Annotated in this window: 20 protein-coding genes; 12 read left to right on the forward strand and 8 right to left on the reverse strand. The window is 37.0% G+C overall.

Going from position 1 to position 16,778, the window contains the following annotated elements:
* Position 1 precedes the first annotated feature (1 nt).
* The 8 genes from AC27VX_RS03095 to AC27VX_RS03130 form a co-directional block, all read right to left on the reverse strand.
* Positions 2-949, reverse strand: coding sequence for a hypothetical protein (locus AC27VX_RS03095; RefSeq protein WP_488693797.1), 948 nt, complete (start codon positions 947-949; stop codon positions 2-4).
* Between the two features lie 110 nt (positions 950-1,059).
* Complete coding sequence (locus tag AC27VX_RS03100; RefSeq protein ID WP_488693799.1) at positions 1,060-3,780, reverse strand: hypothetical protein; 2,721 nt, start codon at positions 3,778-3,780, stop codon at positions 1,060-1,062.
* A gap of 118 nt (positions 3,781-3,898) precedes the next feature.
* Entirely contained in the window at positions 3,899-4,870 is a 972-nt protein-coding gene (locus AC27VX_RS03105) for a hypothetical protein (protein ID WP_488693801.1), read from the reverse strand.
* 280 nt (positions 4,871-5,150) lie between these two features.
* A complete protein-coding gene (locus AC27VX_RS03110; RefSeq protein ID WP_236857128.1) occupies positions 5,151-5,573 on the reverse strand; it encodes a hypothetical protein in 423 nt (140 codons plus the stop codon).
* Positions 5,574-5,793: 220 nt separating this feature from the next.
* Entirely contained in the window at positions 5,794-6,597 is an 804-nt protein-coding gene (locus tag AC27VX_RS03115) for a hypothetical protein (protein ID WP_488693803.1), read from the reverse strand.
* 5 nt (positions 6,598-6,602) lie between these two features.
* Positions 6,603-7,334 (reverse strand): MIP/aquaporin family protein, encoded by a 732-nt coding sequence (locus AC27VX_RS03120; RefSeq protein WP_236857129.1) that lies wholly within the window; start codon positions 7,332-7,334, stop codon positions 6,603-6,605.
* Between the two features lie 26 nt (positions 7,335-7,360).
* Positions 7,361-8,857: a glycerol kinase GlpK gene (gene glpK / locus AC27VX_RS03125; RefSeq protein WP_236857130.1), complete on the reverse strand. Its 1,497-nt coding sequence runs from the start codon at positions 8,855-8,857 to the stop codon at positions 7,361-7,363.
* Positions 8,858-8,864: 7 nt separating this feature from the next.
* Complete coding sequence (locus tag AC27VX_RS03130; RefSeq protein WP_488693806.1) at positions 8,865-10,463, reverse strand: glycerol-3-phosphate dehydrogenase/oxidase; 1,599 nt, start codon at positions 10,461-10,463, stop codon at positions 8,865-8,867.
* 116 nt (positions 10,464-10,579) lie between these two features.
* On the opposite strand from AC27VX_RS03130, the gene AC27VX_RS03135 reads away from it, so the two are divergent.
* From AC27VX_RS03135 to rplN, 12 genes are all read left to right on the forward strand, one after another.
* On the forward strand, positions 10,580-11,344 hold the full coding sequence (locus AC27VX_RS03135) for a DeoR/GlpR family DNA-binding transcription regulator (RefSeq protein WP_488693808.1): 765 nt from the start codon (positions 10,580-10,582) through the stop codon (positions 11,342-11,344).
* Between the two features lie 249 nt (positions 11,345-11,593).
* Entirely contained in the window at positions 11,594-12,217 is a 624-nt protein-coding gene (rplC, locus tag AC27VX_RS03140) for a 50S ribosomal protein L3 (protein ID WP_236857133.1), read from the forward strand.
* Positions 12,208-12,837, forward strand: coding sequence for a 50S ribosomal protein L4 (gene rplD, locus AC27VX_RS03145; protein WP_236857134.1), 630 nt, complete (start codon positions 12,208-12,210; stop codon positions 12,835-12,837). The genes rplC and rplD overlap by 10 nt, the downstream gene beginning before the upstream one ends.
* A gap of 3 nt (positions 12,838-12,840) precedes the next feature.
* On the forward strand, positions 12,841-13,131 hold the full coding sequence (gene rplW / locus AC27VX_RS03150; RefSeq protein WP_105702145.1) for a 50S ribosomal protein L23: 291 nt from the start codon (positions 12,841-12,843) through the stop codon (positions 13,129-13,131).
* Positions 13,132-13,153: 22 nt separating this feature from the next.
* A complete protein-coding gene (gene rplB, locus AC27VX_RS03155) occupies positions 13,154-13,975 on the forward strand; it encodes a 50S ribosomal protein L2 (protein ID WP_236857135.1) in 822 nt (273 codons plus the stop codon).
* Between the two features lie 2 nt (positions 13,976-13,977).
* Complete coding sequence (gene rpsS / locus AC27VX_RS03160) at positions 13,978-14,256, forward strand: 30S ribosomal protein S19 (protein WP_034702850.1); 279 nt, start codon at positions 13,978-13,980, stop codon at positions 14,254-14,256.
* A 2-nt stretch (positions 14,257-14,258) separates the two neighbouring features.
* Positions 14,259-14,657, forward strand: coding sequence for a 50S ribosomal protein L22 (gene rplV, locus AC27VX_RS03165; protein WP_034702853.1), 399 nt, complete (start codon positions 14,259-14,261; stop codon positions 14,655-14,657).
* Positions 14,658-14,664: 7 nt separating this feature from the next.
* Complete coding sequence (rpsC, locus tag AC27VX_RS03170) at positions 14,665-15,417, forward strand: 30S ribosomal protein S3 (RefSeq protein WP_047491426.1); 753 nt, start codon at positions 14,665-14,667, stop codon at positions 15,415-15,417.
* Positions 15,418-15,515: 98 nt separating this feature from the next.
* A complete protein-coding gene (rplP, locus tag AC27VX_RS03175) occupies positions 15,516-15,941 on the forward strand; it encodes a 50S ribosomal protein L16 (RefSeq protein WP_172284535.1) in 426 nt (141 codons plus the stop codon).
* Between the two features lie 12 nt (positions 15,942-15,953).
* Positions 15,954-16,139: a 50S ribosomal protein L29 gene (gene rpmC / locus AC27VX_RS03180; RefSeq protein WP_027371716.1), complete on the forward strand. Its 186-nt coding sequence runs from the start codon at positions 15,954-15,956 to the stop codon at positions 16,137-16,139.
* 12 nt (positions 16,140-16,151) lie between these two features.
* A complete protein-coding gene (gene rpsQ / locus AC27VX_RS03185; RefSeq protein WP_027387210.1) occupies positions 16,152-16,406 on the forward strand; it encodes a 30S ribosomal protein S17 in 255 nt (84 codons plus the stop codon).
* Positions 16,407-16,408: 2 nt separating this feature from the next.
* Positions 16,409-16,777, forward strand: coding sequence for a 50S ribosomal protein L14 (rplN, locus tag AC27VX_RS03190; protein WP_002983226.1), 369 nt, complete (start codon positions 16,409-16,411; stop codon positions 16,775-16,777).
* The last annotated feature ends 1 nt before the right edge of the window (position 16,778 follow it).

Below are 16,778 nucleotides of genomic sequence, written 5' to 3' on the forward strand. Positions count from 1 at the left end.
TTTAGTTGAATAAATTAGACACTTGTCTTGAGATAGCAGCCTTATGTATTTTGGTTGTCAGATTATAATTGACCTGTATCGTTCTCATATATCCATTGGGACCGTAATAGTTGTTAGGAATAGTAGATTTACCGGAATATTTACCTTTAACCGGAGGATTTCTGGTGCCAGATGTTGCCCCCATATAATCTGTACATGTTACTTTCACAGTATAAGTATCTACAAGATTCCCATGATCCACTTTTATAATGCTTGCCGTTGCAACAAAACTTCCATGAAATGTACTTGTTGGATTAGTAACAATGGTGCTTAAAGCATCCGCCATATATGTTGCATCATCTAGCCATTGACTCCCTGTATTAAATTTCTTAGGATTATTTCGGTTGACATCCTTGGATTTAGTACCATTTTCTAAATAAAGGTTCACAAGTTTTTCCATCCCATTATATATTTCATCAATTTGCAAGAATTGTTTTCCCATTTTAGAATTTTCATCAAAATTTCTCACGGCTTTTCCTGTTCCAAATACCCATTGATAAAACAACGAATAGGGATCAACCTCCTTATCTGACTTTTCACGGGAAAGTCCTCCTCCGGAAGCTGCATTAACTGTTTCAGCAATCTCCTGATATTTTAACCTATAAGCCTTCTGATCACTAGATTCTTTTCTACCACAGGTACCACATGTTCTTTTTTTAGGTGATCCGTCTGGAAGAAGTGCTTTCAATTTCATGTCATTGTAAAGATACAACTGATCAATACTTAAAGTCATCATATAGCTTTTTTCAATCTTTTTAGTCTCAGGATGATTGATATTGCCGGTTCTGTCTAAGCTTTCTTTGAGTTTTTTATACAGGGCTTCTGCACTGAGATTCGAAGAATGAGCAGTCTGCTTTTGCGCTTGCTGGTGGGGCTTGTTGCCCTTTTCTACAGCACTTGTTGATTTCATGGATTTAGTATTTTAAATTTTAAGGTTCAAAATTCAACCTTTTTTGCAAAAAACTCTTCCTTTTTGAGAAGAGTTTTCCGTAGTTGCGGTAAAAGGCCTGTTAGTGAATTTTATTTCATAAAATAACTAAAATATGAACAGCTTCCCATCAGATCCTTTGTAGTTTCCGTATCTGAATATTGTGCTTTCAGCTGTGTAAAGTAGGTTCTGTATTTTTGGTTCTTCAGATTATCCATCTCTTTCTGGCGGGCATCTTCTTTTTCAGACCATTTTGGATCAGAATAGTCAAAATCTTTAGGAGCTTTTGCTTCATACTGGTAATATTTACCCTGTTCAGCACTTGCCATCTGGAACAGTACTCTTGCTTTTTCTTCCTTATTGTTTAACAGCTTAAGGGCTTTCTGATAATAGCCAATGGCTAAATCAAAATTATCCGGCTCAATATAAGTCTTGTCAAGGAAGTTTTTATAATAATACTTGTAAGGGTTAGCCCTGTCTGTATTCGAGAAGTTATATTTTCCTCCGTTGCTGTTGTCTATATCCATTACGAAAAGCTGTCGGTAATATCCTAAAATAGATGTATTATATAGCAGATTCCCAATGAGCTGGTTGGCCTTTGCAGCCTTTTCATCATTTCCGGTTCCGATTTTCTTAAGCTGGATAAGTACATTCGCCAGTTCAAGTTTGTCCATGCTGTTTTTAATAAAAGGAAAGTCGGAGTAGTTTTCGGCCTTCATACTTTCATTTTCAGGGCTCCCAAAGCTTTCCCAAACATTATGGCCGAAAACAAGATTAGGGATGTTTTTAAAACCATTGTATTCAGCAGATTCATATTGTTTTTCTGTGGTTTTTCGACCTTCCGTCTCTGTCCAGTCATAGTTTACCCTCGGAATTCCCTTGAAGTTCTGGGCCTTTTCGTAGTATGATTTTGCCTTTTCAAAGTCAGCAAGTCTCATTGCCCGGTCTCCATAGATCGTACTGAAAAAAGCATCTATATTTCCTACGCTGTCCATGTTTTTAGCAATGATCTGCTGCTCAAACTTGGTTTTGTTAGGTTTTCTATAGAACTCTTCAACGCTCTTTACCAGGTTGGAGTTCGGGTTGTATTGTAAGTCAGAAAGCTTATTATTCATTAAAAATGACTTTCCGTCTTCTCCCTGAAGGAAGTAGCGGTTGGCAATAACATCTTTAAGGAAATCGGCGGTTGAATGAGTGTCCCCGTAATAATCATCTGTACTTACAGTATCCTTCTTTACTTCTTTCTCTACAAAATATTCCGCATAATCTTTCATTAAATGATCCTCATAGGAAGCATCAATTTTGGGCTGGGAAACAATATCGTTAAGAACTTTCATTCTTTTGATTTCCTCCAGATATTCGGGATTGGTGGTTTTAATGTCGTTCAGGATTTCAGAACTTCCTTTATAGTCTTTCTTTAAAAACTTAAGATAAGCATCAGCAATCTGCCAGTATTCGTCTTTGGATTTTTCTTTTGTTTTCTCTGTGAATTTCTCAAGATCCTCGAGATAATCCTGAGTCTTCTCATCATACCAATAGTTTGTTCTGGAATAAAAAGGAATTCGGTCCGGGTTGCTGAAAAGCTCATCATCACTTAGGTCAGCTTTGCCTTCATTATCGGTTTTATCGGACTTGGAGCCTCCGAAAAGATTTTTAAAGAACCTTACAATTTTCTGCCAGAAAGAAAGCTTTTCTTCTTTTACTTCCGATGTAGGTTTGTCTGCGGAAGTATTTTTCGAAGAACTATTTTCCGTATTATCTTTTTTTGCGGCTGTTTTCTGAGCAGCGTCTTCGGTATAATAATAAGTAGGCAGGTAGTTTCTTTCAAGCTCATTGATACTTCTTACTGCCATTACTTTCAGGATCTCAGAATCAGGATTGATGTCGTACATCTTTTCCATAATAGGAATAGGATTGTTGTAATCCTCATAGCCCAAAAGGAAATAAGCCATGTTTTTTTCTTCATTTGTTCCCGCTCTTTTCATAATATTACTGAAAGAAGCCGTATCGGAAAGTTTCATAGAAACAAAAGCAGACTCCTTACGGTCTTTACTGTTCATAAATACCTGAAAGAAGTTCCAGTTGGCATCACTGTTCATCTCTAAACCTCTTTGTGCGCCTGCAAGCTGATCCAGTGCCATAAAGTAAACAGTACCTTTTAATTTGACAGGCTCTATATAAGTTTTGAATGCCTGTAATGCAGCGTCATAATTTCTTGTATAATGATTCAGACGAACCAGCTGATATCCGTAACGCTGCTTAATTTCAGGATTTCTTGCCGCATTATACAAAGATGCTAAAGCTGCAATTGTTTTATTGTAATCAAGAGCCGTGGCATTCTTCCTATTGGCATCTCTGTCATAATAAAATGAATTTTCACTTTCTACATAATTGATACTCATATAAGGCTCCAGATATTTGGCCTCAATCAGGTAATCAATAGCTTCATGATATTTCTGATAAAAACCGGTTCCCAGTTTCTGTAAAATCGGATTGGCAGGTTTGCCGGCTTTTAGTGCATTCAGATCATTCATGCTCATTTTATAAACCAGATTCTGAGTATCTGCATAAGTGAGCTGATTGTTGAAGAATTTTTTCCACGTTTCAATATTATCATCAGGGATCAGGGATGCATTGTAATCCGTGTAAAATCTCGATGAGTAGTTATGTAGAAAAGGAAGGTAAGACTTATCTTTTATGATGCTTTGTGTAAATAAATTAAAGTATTCATAATCCGGATCTGACCACGCACAGGCGTCAGATTGTGTATAGAAAAGTGATACTACCGCAAGCGAAAGAATATACTTTTTCATAGGGTGTGGTGTTTTTTAGTTTTTTATATAATCGTTATACTATTAAAATATCAGGCGGCTTTTGTCAGAAGAAGAAACTATGATAAAATCTGAAAACTCCGCACAATCTTCACGAGATTTAAAATTTTCGATTTAACACAAATTTACTATCTAATTGATAATAAATAATAGTAAAGTTCGGTATTTTTTTCTCAAGGAAATGAATAACATCCTCCAGTTGGTTCTGGGATATTTCCTCAACCTTTATTCGGAACCCTTTATTCAGATAACTTCCGAAGTAGAATCCGTCTTTCTGAATTTCAGCTTCATATTCTGATATTTTTTTAAAATTCGGGTTTTCAAGATCCTTTTTAGATAATGCATTAATGAGTTTGTGTTTTTCCAAATGGTTGGTAATGATCCCCCAGGAATAAATTGGCAGTGCAACTTCGATGTTCCGGATCGGGTAGTCCTCCAGTTTTGAAAGATAGCTTTTCAGAATATTGACATCAAGGATAGAGTTTTTATCAGATTTTTCCAAAGGTGAAGAAGTGGAGTAGCACATCAGATATACTTTTTCTACCGGAGGAATGCCTGTTTGTTTTTTATTCTTGACCTGATGGAGACGCAATGTACAGGTGATTTCCTTTCCGGAAACTTTTTTTAATTCTTTTAAAAATTTAAAATAATCATCCCTAGTTCCAGATGTCCAGTCACAGTCAATCTGAATCTCATTACCGGTTTTTAGATGATATTCCTCAGCTTTCTTTTGAATTAAATGATCAATGCTTTTCGCCAGAAATTGAATTTCCTCAGCAGAAATATTTAGCATCGCTGGATTGGTGATGAAGACGGTAGGGACAATCTCTTTATCTGTTTGGAAGCTTTTATCTTTTGTGATGACGGCAACCGGCTGAAATTTTCCTCCTACTTTATCAACATCAAAGAATCTTGTGTATAAATATGGGGTAGAAGCTTGCTCCAATACTTTTGTCTCTTCCTTGTCCAATTTCAAATTGGTTTTCCAGTAATAGAATGTATAATTATGGTTTTCCTTCTTGCTGCATGAAGTAATAAAGAAGAGCAGGAATAAGAATTTTATTATTTTCATTGATATGAGATAGTTTTACAACCATACTTATTTCAGCCATCTTAGATTTGGGACTTTTTGATTTTTCCAAGCGGATCTGAAAGGGTAGATTTTTTTGATTGAATTTCATATAAAAGGTTTCCTTGTATTTTTAAAAATGAAATTTCTCCATTTTTTTCTGAATCCTTTTTTATTATTTTCTTTCAAAGTTAAAAATATCTACACAAATTTTAAACCGTAAAACCCAGGTGATTGGCTTTCGGTCGTAATGAAGGATGAAGCTGGGGCTTGCGGTATTTAATTATTCATATAATCCGCTTTCACAAGTACAGGTTTCTTTATCAATGCTTTCACTTGAAGAACAGCAGCCTTCAAGACTTTTAATATTTCCTTTTTCATCAGTAAGATAAATTTTATTCTTATCAAACTTGACTAGTAGAGTTTCATTAAATTTTTTAAAATGTACTTTCATTACTTTGTCAGGAGAATATTTACCGGCATTTATTTCTTCTGTGGTTTCCTTTCCGTTAGCCTGATTTACCTGCACATATCCGAAGTGGACATCACCGCTCTTTTTTACATCCAGATAATAATGAGGAGTTCCGGTACCACTATATCCCTCCAGAATATCAAAACTCCGATGTCCTACAAATGGAACTTTTACCTGTTGTGCTAAAGTAAAAATACTGAAACAGAAGATCATTAAAGCGAAAATTTTTTTCATAATCCTTTTTCTTCAAAATTAAATATATCTGCGAAACCTGTAAACCGTAAAAACCCGGTTATTTTGTGCCGGAGGCTATTCTTTTAGAAAATGTTAAAGATTTCTAAGTTTAGAATTAATATAATTGGTCATAGGTCGGTAGAATTGTTACGGGCTACCGGTAGAATAAAGAAAGCCACTCCCCAAAGAAGTGGCTTAGTATAATTTAGTTAAAGTCATATTAAAAAACGGTAGCTGCTAATTGAATTCTTGCGTACTTGTTAGAAGGATTCCACATCGCCATCATGGAAACGGGAAGACTATAATGCTCGGTGATTTTAACCACTTTTCCTGCTTTTACTCCAACATTCACTATGTCAAAGCTATTTTTACCATTTCCATACAGAAACGTACTGTCATTAAGTGCAAATCCTGCTCCTACAAAAGCATCCAGGTTCACTTTCTGGCCCTTGATGACAGGGTAGCTGGCCTGTATGTAAGTAGAATATTTGTTCTTTTTATAGCTTCCATCTGGTTCCAGAACCACTTCTCCGGCATTAGCTCCTCCGTAAAGCATAATATCAGCTTCAATATTGATGGGGAACGAAGGACCAAACGTATAATTAGTTCTTAGATCGATAATATGAGCAGTTCTTCTTTGGGAATAGCTGAAGATGTCATCTGCCGCTATTGCGGTATTGATGTTCCTTGAATTATAAAGATCCCATAATCCTATATAAAGGCGTCCGTCAGAATACTGAACATAATAATTGATCTCCTTATAATGGGTGTTGTCTTTATCATCTGCTAAGGCAGAAGCGCCCCAGATACCAACCTTCCATTTCTTTTCCGCATCTAAAGCATAGGACAAGTTTCCCATCACAACAGGCTTATCCGTAATGATAAGTCCTCTCCATATATGGTTGTTCTGAATGTTGGCGGTAAAGTCCAGCCTTCCCTCTTTGGCATCAGTGTTTTCCTGTGAAAACAATCTTCCTGTACCCAGAGTGAGAAGGAAGATTCCGTGTAAGATTTTTTTCATCATGGCTTTTACTTTAAAAATCCATATAAAACAGCGGCAATAATAGCTCCCGTAACAGGGCCTACTACGGGAATCCATGCGTATCCCCAATCGCTGCTGCCTTTTACAGGAAGAATAGCATGCATAATTCTTGGGGCTAAATCTCTGGCAGGGTTGATAGCGTATCCTGTAGTTCCCCCTAGAGATAATCCTATTGCCCATACCACAAACGTTACAGGTATGGCTCCTATAGAGCCAAGTCCTACTTTAGCTGTAGGATCTGCCTCTAAAGAAATACTTGGATTGGCAAAATAAAATATACTGAATACAAGTACAAACGTTCCTATGATCTCACTTATAAGATTAGATGATGTTCTCCTGATAGCTGGAGTTGTGCTGAAACAGGCCAGTTTTGCGCCTTCATCTTCCGTGATGGCGAAATGGTCTTTATGAAACAGCCAGACCAGAAAAGCTCCCAGCATTCCTCCAATCATTTGTGCGGCAATATAAGTAGGAACCAGATCCCATGAGAACTTTCCTGCTACAGCGAGGCCTATTGTCACAGCAGGGTTCAGATGTGCTCCACTTATTGGTCCTGCCACGGTGACCCCTACAAATACTGCCAGTGCCCAGGCTGTAGTAATAACAATCCATCCGGAATTATTTCCTTTAGTATCTTTTAAGACAACATTAGCTACAACGCCGTTGCCCAATAATATAAGAAGCATCGTTCCGATTACTTCTGCGATAAATGGAGTCATATATGTATTTTTTAAGGTGAGGGCGATTAATCTTCTATCCAGCTTTGAGCGCTTTTTACAGCTTTCTTCCAGAAGTGGGTCATTTTATCCACTTGCTCTCTTTCCAATTGAGGATGAAAGTCTTTGTCTACAATCCATTGAGCCTGTATTTCATCTATGCTTTTCCAGTATCCTACTGCAAGGCCTGCCAGGTAAGCTGCTCCAAGTGCTGTGGTTTCCAGGGTTTTTGGTCTCGTTATTTTAAAACCAAATAAGTCAGACTGTATCTGCATCAGCAGATCACTTGCCGAAGCACCTCCATCTACTCTCAGTTCAAAGCTTTCTCTTCCTGAATCTGCCTCCATTGCTTTTACAATTTCATAGACCTGGAATGCGATTCCTTCTAATGTTGCTCTTGCGATATGGCCATCTGTTGTACCACGGGTAATTCCTACGATTGTTCCACGGGCATACTGGTCCCAATAAGGGGCACCAAGCCCTGTAAGAGCAGGTACAAAATAAACCCCACCATTATCTTTTACCGTAGAAGCCAGTTTATTTACCTCTTCAGAAGAATGAATAAGTTTAAGCCCGTCCCGCAACCACTGAATGGCTGCTCCGCCTACAAAAACGCTGCCTTCCAGCGCATAGTTGACCTCTCCATTTATTTTCCAGGCAACGGTTGTAAGAAGATTGTTTTTTGAGGAAACAGCTTCTGTTCCTGTATTCATTAATAAGAAACATCCTGTTCCATATGTATTTTTTACCATTCCGGGAGTTGTACACATCTGCCCGAATAAGGCTGCCTGCTGATCTCCTGCAATTCCTGCAATCGGAATTTTTGTGGAAAATAGAGTAGTGGCAGTTTCTCCATATATTTCGCTGCTCTGTTTTACGGCAGGAAGGATAGACCTTGGGATATTAAATAACTCTAGTAAGTCATTGTCCCATTCCAGGGTGTGAATGTTGAGAAGCATAGTTCTGCTCGCATTGGATACATCCGTGATAAACATTTTCCCACGGGTCAGTTTCCAGACCAGCCAGGTATCAACAGTGCCGAAGCATAGTTTTCCTGCTTCTGCTTTCTCTCTGGCTCCCTCTACATTGTCAAGAATCCATTTCAGCTTGGTTGCAGAAAAATAAGCATCCAGTACAAGCCCCGTTTTTTGATGAATGACCTCGGCGTGTCCCTGATCTTTTAGTTCATCGCAGTATTTTGAAGTTCTGCGGTCCTGCCATACAATAGCATTATAAATAGGTTCCCCTGTTTCTTTGTCCCAGACAACAGTAGTCTCCCGTTGATTGGTAATACCGATTGCAGCAACTTCCAGTCCGGAGATGCCTGCTTTGGCTATAATTTCTGCCGCTACGGAGATCTGTGATGACCAGATTTCATTCGGATCATGTTCTACCCAGCCCGGGGTAGGGAATATTTGTCTGAAATCTTTCTGAGATACATATTTTATTTCTCCGCTGTGGTTGAATAAGATCGCTCGTGAGGAAGTCGTTCCTTGGTCTAAAGCGAGAATTAATTGTTCATTCATAAAGCGATTAATTGAGGTTGATTACTTTAGGTGAATAAGGTGTTAATAAATATCCTTTTGCCAATTCTATGAATTCATTTTCCTGCTGCTGTGCCCATTCTTCAGAATATCCTTTTTCTTCAGCAATGATTCTTGCTACATTGTGAGCGCTGTCAATAGCTGCTCTTGCATCTAAAAACAACAGACGTACTCTTCTTGCCAGAATGTCTTCAATGGTTTCTGCCATCTCACTTCTTAAAGCCCATACCACTTCTGCAACTGTGAAATCATGATCAGGGTGAATTTTTTGAGCATATCGCGGATTGCTGTTTTGTAAAGTTTTTATTTCAGGAATGTCAGACCCGTAAACATATAAATGATTGGATCTGTCTACTTGTTCGGGCTTTACATTTCCATGGATAGAAAGGTGTTCTGTTTTGGAAGATGTATTTCCAAGTCTGTGAACTTTCATTGCTTCGTCCACTGTGTCTTCAGCCATTTTACGGTAAGTCGTCCATTTACCGCCAATAATGGAAACTAATCCTGTTTCAGAAGTAATGACTTTGTGGCTTCTGGAAACTTCCTTCGTACTTTTACTTCCGTCTTTTGGAGCAGCAAGCGGGCGAAGTCCTGCAAAAACTGATTTTACATCCTCACGAGTCGGTTTTTTAGATAAATATTGTCTTGCTGTATTTAAAACGAAATTGATCTCTTCTTCTAAAGCGCGCGGTTCGAAACTTTCTTCCTTTAAAAGGGTATCCGTAGTTCCTACTAAAGCTCTGTCATGCCATGGAACAACAAAAAGAACTCTTCCGTCTGACGTTTTTGGAATCATAATGGCGTCGTCACTTTTAAGGAACGATTTATCCAGTACTAAATGGATTCCCTGACTTGGAACAACTAATTTACCATGTTTGGGATTATTCATATTGAGAATATCATTGGTAAATACCCCTGTTGCATTGATGACCACTTTAGCATGAATCTGATATTGTTGTTTCGAAAACTGGTCTTCTGCTACAACGCCAATCACTTTGTCGGAGCTACCTTTTAAAAGGTTGATCACTTTTACATAATTGACTGCACTTCCTCCTTTTTCAATGATCGTCTGGGTTAGATTGATCGCAAGTCTGGCGTCATCAAACTGTCCGTCCTGATAAACAACACCACTCATTAAATGGTTTTGTTCAATAGTAGGAAGTTTTTCAACGGTTTTTGATTTGCTGATGTATCTCGTTTTGCCCAAACTGAGTTTTCCGGCAAGGAAATCATAAACGGACAATCCTATTTTATAATAGATCCCGCCCCACCAGGTATAATTAGGAATAATAAAAGATTGATTTTTTACGATATGCGCTGCATTTTTCGCCAGCAGTCCTCTTTCTTTAAGAGCTTCCTTTACCAATCCTACATCTCCCTGTGCTAAATATCTTACTCCACCATGTACCAATTTGGTACTCCTGCTGGATGTTGCTTTCGCAAAGTCATGAGATTCAAGCAACAAAGTTTTGAATCCTCTGCTTACTGCGTCTAGTGCCGAACCTAAACCACTGGCTCCTCCTCCTATGACAATAAAGTCCCATTCCTTTACATCGGTTAATTTACTGAGTTCTTCGTTTCGTTTCATAAATGTTTCGTTTATGTTTCGTTTTCAAATATATAAATTAAAAATGAAAGCAAAAAGAAAATAAATGAAATTTTAAGATCTAAAAAAAAAGAGGTAATTTTGAGGAAACGAATAAAATGGAAAAGCTAATACCAAGGCATGATGAAATATTGAAAGAGCTTGATGAGAAGGGGCATGTGCTTGTTCAGGATCTGTGCGAAAAACTCAATGTTTCTTCAGTTACGATTCGAAAGGATTTGAACTATCTTGAAAGCTTAGGGCTTCTTTTTAGAAATCATGGCGGAGCAAGTAAGCAAGTACGTTATGCTTATGAAAAAAATGTGGGAGAGAAAGAAAATATAAATGTAGAGGCTAAGCAGGCTATTGCAAAAGCTGCTCTTCCGTTGATTCAGGAAAATGACTGTATTATACTGGCGTCCGGTACTACAATGCATTATCTTGCACGGATGCTGGTGAATTTTGGTCCGCTTACCGTACTGACCTCTTCTCTGAGGGTTGCTATTGAACTTTGTAATAATCCTAACATTAATATTATACAGTTAGGCGGAGAAGTTAGAAAAAGCTCTACTTCGATAGTAGGGTCCATTTCGGAAGGCATTATTAAGCAGTTTTCATGTAATAAACTTTTTCTGGGAGTAGATGGTATTGATCTTGAATTTGGAATCAGTACTTCTAACGCTGCAGAGGCACATCTTAATCAGGTGATGATTGATTGTGCAGATCAGACGGTGATCCTTGCTGATTCTTCCAAGCTTAATAAAAAAGGATTTGGTAAAATAGCAGGTCTTGATCAGATAGACTACCTGATTACAGATAATGGTATTTCTTTTGAGGATCAGGCTAAGCTGGAAGAAATTGGAGTTAATGTAATTGCAAAATAATACCCTCATCTTAATTTCTTTTTTAAAAACAAAATAAATGCTGGAGAAATGTGCTCTGGGTTTTTTCAAAATTATCTAATCAATTAAAAATCAAAATATTTTACTTAAAATATTTGTCAGTTATAAAATTATTCATAAATTTGCACTCTCATTTTAGGAGCGTAGTATGCCTATATCAAAAGTAGAAATTACTTCAGACTTCCGGAAAGTGGGAAAAAATAGAGGATAAATTTTATTATAATATAAACAATGTCAGGTATTATTGGTAAAAAAATCGGTATGACATCTTTGTTTAACGAAGAAGGGAAAAACATTCCTTGTACAGTTATTCAAGCAGGTCCATGCTCGATTTTACAGGTCAGAACCTTAGAAAAAGACGGTTATACAGCTGTTCAATTAGGTTTCGATGACAAGAGTGAGAAGAACGTTGGTAAAGCGTTAGCTGGCCATTTTAAAAAGGCTGGTTCTGCTCCTAAAGCTAAATTAGTAGAATTCCATGATGGATTCTCAGATGCTAAAGTAGGAGAAGAAGTAAAAGTTGATCTATTCATCGAAGGTGAATATGTTGACGTAACAGGAACTTCAAAAGGTAAAGGCTTCCAGGGTGTTGTTAAAAGACACGGATTTGGAGGTGTAATGCAGGCAACTCATGGTCAGCACAACAGACTTAGAGCTCCAGGTTCTATCGGTGCTGGTTCAGACCCTTCAAGAGTATTCAAAGGGATGAGAATGGCTGGAAGAATGGGAGGTGAGCAGGTAACTGTTCAAAACCTTCAAGTGTTAAAAGTTGATCAAGAACAAAATCTTTTAGTAGTAAAAGGTGCTGTTCCGGGAGCTAAAAATTCTTATGTAATTATCAGAAAATGGAACTAGTAGTATTAAATACATCAGGAAAGGAGACCGGAAGAAAAGTAACTCTAGACGAAACAGTATTCGGAATTGAGCCAAATCAGCACGCGGTTTACTTAGAAGTTAAACAGTATCTTGCTGCACAAAGACAGGGTACTCATAAAGCAAAAGAAAGAAGCGAAATTACTGCTTCTACTAAAAAGCTTAAGAAGCAAAAAGGATCAGGATCTGCTAGATATGGTGATATCAAATCTCCAACTTTCAGAGGTGGAGGTAGAGTATTCGGACCAAAACCAAGAGACTACAGATTCAAATTGAACAAAGCTCTTAAGAGATTAGCTAAAAAATCTGTTTTATCTCAGAAAATGAGAGACAACAGCATTAAAGTTTTAGAAGATTTGAGCTTTGGTGCTCCTAAGACTAAAGATTTCATCAATGTATTAAACGCATTGGAACTTAGCGGTAAGAAATCTTTATTCGTTCTTCCTGAAGCTAACAAGAATGTGTATTTATCTTCAAGAAACTTACCTAAAACTAAAGTAATGAACTTCAACGAGATCAGTTCTTACGATTTAGTAAATGCAGGTGAAATTATTTTCTTCGAAGGTGCAGTTGAAAAATTCCAGGAAAATTTAAAGAAATAAGTCATGTCTATTATTATTAAACCAGTTATTTCAGAAAAGGCTAATTACCTTACAGATTTAAGAGGTTCTTATTCTTTCTTAGTTGAACCTAAGGCGAATAAAATCCAGATTAAAAAAGCTGTTGAAGCAGCTTACGGTGTAAAAGTAGCAGACGTTAACACAATGATTTATGCTCCGAAGGTTTCTTCAAAGTACACTAAAAAAGGTCTTCAAGTAGGAAAGACAAACAAATTGAAAAAGGCGGTAATCAAGCTTGTTGAAGGTGAAGTTATCGATATTTTTGCTGTAAATTAATTATTAATTATAAATAATAGTAATGTCTGTTAGAAAATTAAAACCTATCACCCCGGGACAGAGATTCAGAATTGTTAACAATTTTGAAGAAATTACTACCAACAAACCAGAGAAATCTCTAACAGTTGGTATTAGTAAGTCAGGTGGACGTAACCAAACTGGTAAAATGACCATGCGTTACACCGGAGGTGGACACAAAAAGAAATACAGAATTATTGACTTCAAAAGAAACAAAGAAAACGTTGAAGCCACTGTAAAATCTGTAGAATACGATCCAAACAGAACTGCATTTATCGCTTTATTAGAGTATGCTGACGGAGAGAAGAGATATATCATCGCTCCAAACGGTATCAAAGTTGATCAGAAAGTAATTTCTGGAGAAAGCGTAGAACCAAATGTAGGGAACGCAATGAAGTTGAAAAACATTCCATTAGGTACTGTTATTTCTTGTGTTGAAATGAAGCCTGGTCAAGGTGCTATTTTAGCAAGAAGTGCTGGTTCTTCAGCTCAATTGACTTCTAGAGATGGTAAATATGCAATCATCAAATTGCCTTCAGGAGAATCCAGAATGATCCTTACTGAATGTTATGCAATGATTGGATCTGTTTCCAACTCAGATCATCAGTTAACTGTATCAGGTAAGGCTGGTAGAAGCAGATGGTTAGGTAGAAGACCAAGAACTAGAGCGGTTGTAATGAACCCAGTAGATCACCCAATGGGAGGTGGTGAAGGACGTTCTTCAGGAGGTCACCCAAGATCTAGAAACGGTATGCCTGCTAAAGGTTACAAAACCAGAAAGAAAAATAAAGCGTCTAACCGTCATATCATATCTAAACGTAAATAATTATGGCAAGATCACTTAAAAAAGGACCATTCATTCATCATACTTTAGATAAGAAGGTTCAGACAAACATAGAGTCTGGTAAGAAGACAGTTATTAAAACTTGGTCTAGAGCATCTATGATCTCTCCAGACTTCGTAGGACAAACTATTGCTGTACACAACGGGAAATCATTTATCCCTGTATATGTTACAGAAAACATGGTTGGTCACAAGTTAGGCGAATTTTCTCCAACAAGATCTTTCAGAGGTCATGGTGGTAATAAAAACAAAGGAAGTAGATAATCATGGGATCAAGAAAAAGAGAAAGTGCATTAGCACGTAAATTAACAAATCAAGATGTAGTAAAAGCATTACATAACGATTGCCCGTCTTCTCCAAGAAAGATGAGATTAGTAGCTGATATCATCAGAGGGGTAGAAGTAGACAAAGCTTTATACATCCTTAAATATTCTAAAAAAGACGCTTCTAACAAATTAGAGAAAGTCCTACTTTCAGCTATGGCCAACTGGCAAGCTAAAAACGAAGGCGCTGATATTGAAGAAGCTAATCTTATCGTTAAAGAAATTTTTGTAGATAGTGCAAGACAATTGAAGAGACTAAGACCAGCTCCACAAGGTAGAGGGTATAGAATCAGAAAAAGATCAAACCACATTACATTAATCTTAGGTAATAAAGAAAATTAATCAAGGTATGGGACAGAAGACAAATCCAATTGGTAATAGATTAGGTATCATCAGAGGATGGGATTCTAACTGGTTTGGTGGAAACGATTATGGAGACAGAATCGCTGAAGACTACAAAATCAGAAGATACCTTGAGGCTAGATTATCTAAAGGTGGTATTTCAAAAATTTATATTGAAAGAACACTAAAATTAGTAACAGTTACAATTACTACTGCTAGACCGGGACTTATCATCGGTAAAGGAGGTCAGGAAGTTGATAAATTGAAAGAAGAATTGAAGAAACTTACTGGTAAGGATATTCAAATCAACATCTTTGAAATCAAAAGACCTGAATTAGACGCTGTACTAGTTGCTGATAGTATTTCTAAGCAAATTGAAAACAGAATTTCTTACAGAAGAGCTGTTAAAATGGCAATGGCAAGTACTATGAGAATGGGTGCTGAAGGTATTAAAGTTCAGATCTCAGGAAGATTGAACGGTGCTGAAATGGCAAGAAGCGAATCTTTCAAAGACGGAAGAATTCCATTGTCAACTTTCAGAGCTGATATCGATTATCACTGGGCTGAAGCTCACACTACTTATGGTAGACTAGGTGTTAAAGTTTGGATTATGAAAGGTGAAGTTTATGGTAAAAGAGAACTTTCCCCACTAGTAGGACAACAGAAAAAAGGAGGTCAGTCAGGAGATAGAAACAGAGGAGGAGACAGAGACAACAGAAGACCTAGAAAAAATAATAACAATAATAACAATAATAATTAAAAATTTTAGATTAGACATTTTGAATTTTAAATTACCGTTACTTTTTTAAAATAAAAAAAATCTAAAATCTAAAATCTAAAATCTAAAATTTAGAAATTATGTTACAACCAAAAAGAACCAAATTCCGTAGAGTTCATAAGATGAAGATGAAGGGGATTGCTCAAAGAGGTAATCAACTTGCTTACGGAACTTTCGGGATTAAAGCGACGGAAGGCGCTTGGATCACAGCTAGACAAATTGAAGCGGCTCGTATCGCGGCAACAAGATATATGAAGAGAGAAGGTCAGCTATGGATCAAAATATTCCCAGATAAGCCAATTACAAAGAAACCAGCCGAAGTAAGGATGGGTAAAGGTAAGGGTGCTGTTGAATATTGGGTAGCTGTAGTAAAACCAGGTAAAATTATGTTCGAAGTTGGAGGTGTACCTTACGAAATCGCTAAGGAAGCTTTAAGACTTGCAGCACAAAAATTACCAGTAGTTACTAAATTCGTCGTTGCTAACGATTTTGTTAAACCTCTATAATCTTTGAATACAATGAAAAATGCTGATATTAAAAATTTAAGCGCGGGAGATATTCAAGCTCAATTAACTGAAGCAAAAGCTCAATATTCTAAATTGAAATTAGCTCATGCAATCAGCCCAATTGAAAACCCGATTCAAATCAAAGATTTGAGAAGAACAATCGCAAGACTAAACACTGAGTTAACTAACAAACAATAATTTCATTTTACAATGGATAGAAATTTAAGAAAAGAAAGAATCGGAGTGGTTTCCAGCAATAAAATGGAAAAAACTATTGTTGTTAGTGAAACTACAAGAGTAAAGCACCCGATGTACGGTAAATTCGTTTTGAAGACGAAGAAATATACTGCACACGACGAGAACAACGAATGCACAGAAGGTGATACAGTTCTTATCCAAGAAACTAGACCTATGAGCAAGAGCAAGAGATGGAGATTAGTAAGAATCATTGAAAAAGCTAAGTAATAATGTTACAAACAGAATCAAGATTAAAAGTTGCTGATAACACAGGTGCTAAAGAAGTACTAGTTATCAGAGTTCTGGGAGGAACCAGAAGAAGATATGCTTCAGTTGGTGATAAAATCGTTGTTACTATCAAGGATTCTACACCATCAGGAAATGCAAAAAAAGGTCAGGTATCTAAAGCTGTAGTAGTAAGAACTAAAAAAGCAGTAAGAAGAAAAGATGGTTCATACATCAAATTCGACGATAATGCTTGTGTATTACTAAATGCAGCAGGAGAAATGAGAGGAACACGTGTTTTCGGACCGGTTGCTCGTGAGTTGAGAGACAAAGAATATATGAAAATCATTTCATTAGCTCCTGAAGTACTTTAAT

This window comes from Chryseobacterium sp. 14P4.3.2 (assembly GCF_057799275.1).

Bases quoted from the DNA above. Each gene is read 5' to 3' on its own strand.
- AC27VX_RS03095 (WP_488693797.1), bottom strand. From the start codon at position 949: ATGAAATCAACAAGTGCTGTAGAAAAGGGCAACAAGCCCCACCAGCAA.
- AC27VX_RS03100 (WP_488693799.1), bottom strand. From the start codon at position 3,780: ATGAAAAAGTATATTCTTTCGCTTGCGGTAGTATCACTTTTCTATACA.
- AC27VX_RS03105 (WP_488693801.1), bottom strand. From the start codon at position 4,870: ATGAAAATAATAAAATTCTTATTCCTGCTCTTCTTTATTACTTCATGC.
- AC27VX_RS03110 (WP_236857128.1), bottom strand. From the start codon at position 5,573: ATGAAAAAAATTTTCGCTTTAATGATCTTCTGTTTCAGTATTTTTACT.
- AC27VX_RS03115 (WP_488693803.1), bottom strand. From the start codon at position 6,597: ATGATGAAAAAAATCTTACACGGAATCTTCCTTCTCACTCTGGGTACA.
- AC27VX_RS03120 (WP_236857129.1), bottom strand. From the start codon at position 7,334: ATGACTCCATTTATCGCAGAAGTAATCGGAACGATGCTTCTTATATTA.
- glpK (WP_236857130.1), bottom strand. From the start codon at position 8,857: ATGAATGAACAATTAATTCTCGCTTTAGACCAAGGAACGACTTCCTCA.
- AC27VX_RS03130 (WP_488693806.1), bottom strand. From the start codon at position 10,463: ATGAAACGAAACGAAGAACTCAGTAAATTAACCGATGTAAAGGAATGG.
- AC27VX_RS03135 (WP_488693808.1), top strand. From the start codon at position 10,580: ATGGAAAAGCTAATACCAAGGCATGATGAAATATTGAAAGAGCTTGAT.
- rplC (WP_236857133.1), top strand. From the start codon at position 11,594: ATGTCAGGTATTATTGGTAAAAAAATCGGTATGACATCTTTGTTTAAC.
- rplD (WP_236857134.1), top strand. From the start codon at position 12,208: ATGGAACTAGTAGTATTAAATACATCAGGAAAGGAGACCGGAAGAAAA.
- rplW (WP_105702145.1), top strand. From the start codon at position 12,841: ATGTCTATTATTATTAAACCAGTTATTTCAGAAAAGGCTAATTACCTT.
- rplB (WP_236857135.1), top strand. From the start codon at position 13,154: ATGTCTGTTAGAAAATTAAAACCTATCACCCCGGGACAGAGATTCAGA.
- rpsS (WP_034702850.1), top strand. From the start codon at position 13,978: ATGGCAAGATCACTTAAAAAAGGACCATTCATTCATCATACTTTAGAT.
- rplV (WP_034702853.1), top strand. From the start codon at position 14,259: ATGGGATCAAGAAAAAGAGAAAGTGCATTAGCACGTAAATTAACAAAT.
- rpsC (WP_047491426.1), top strand. From the start codon at position 14,665: ATGGGACAGAAGACAAATCCAATTGGTAATAGATTAGGTATCATCAGA.
- rplP (WP_172284535.1), top strand. From the start codon at position 15,516: ATGTTACAACCAAAAAGAACCAAATTCCGTAGAGTTCATAAGATGAAG.
- rpmC (WP_027371716.1), top strand. From the start codon at position 15,954: ATGAAAAATGCTGATATTAAAAATTTAAGCGCGGGAGATATTCAAGCT.
- rpsQ (WP_027387210.1), top strand. From the start codon at position 16,152: ATGGATAGAAATTTAAGAAAAGAAAGAATCGGAGTGGTTTCCAGCAAT.
- rplN (WP_002983226.1), top strand. From the start codon at position 16,409: ATGTTACAAACAGAATCAAGATTAAAAGTTGCTGATAACACAGGTGCT.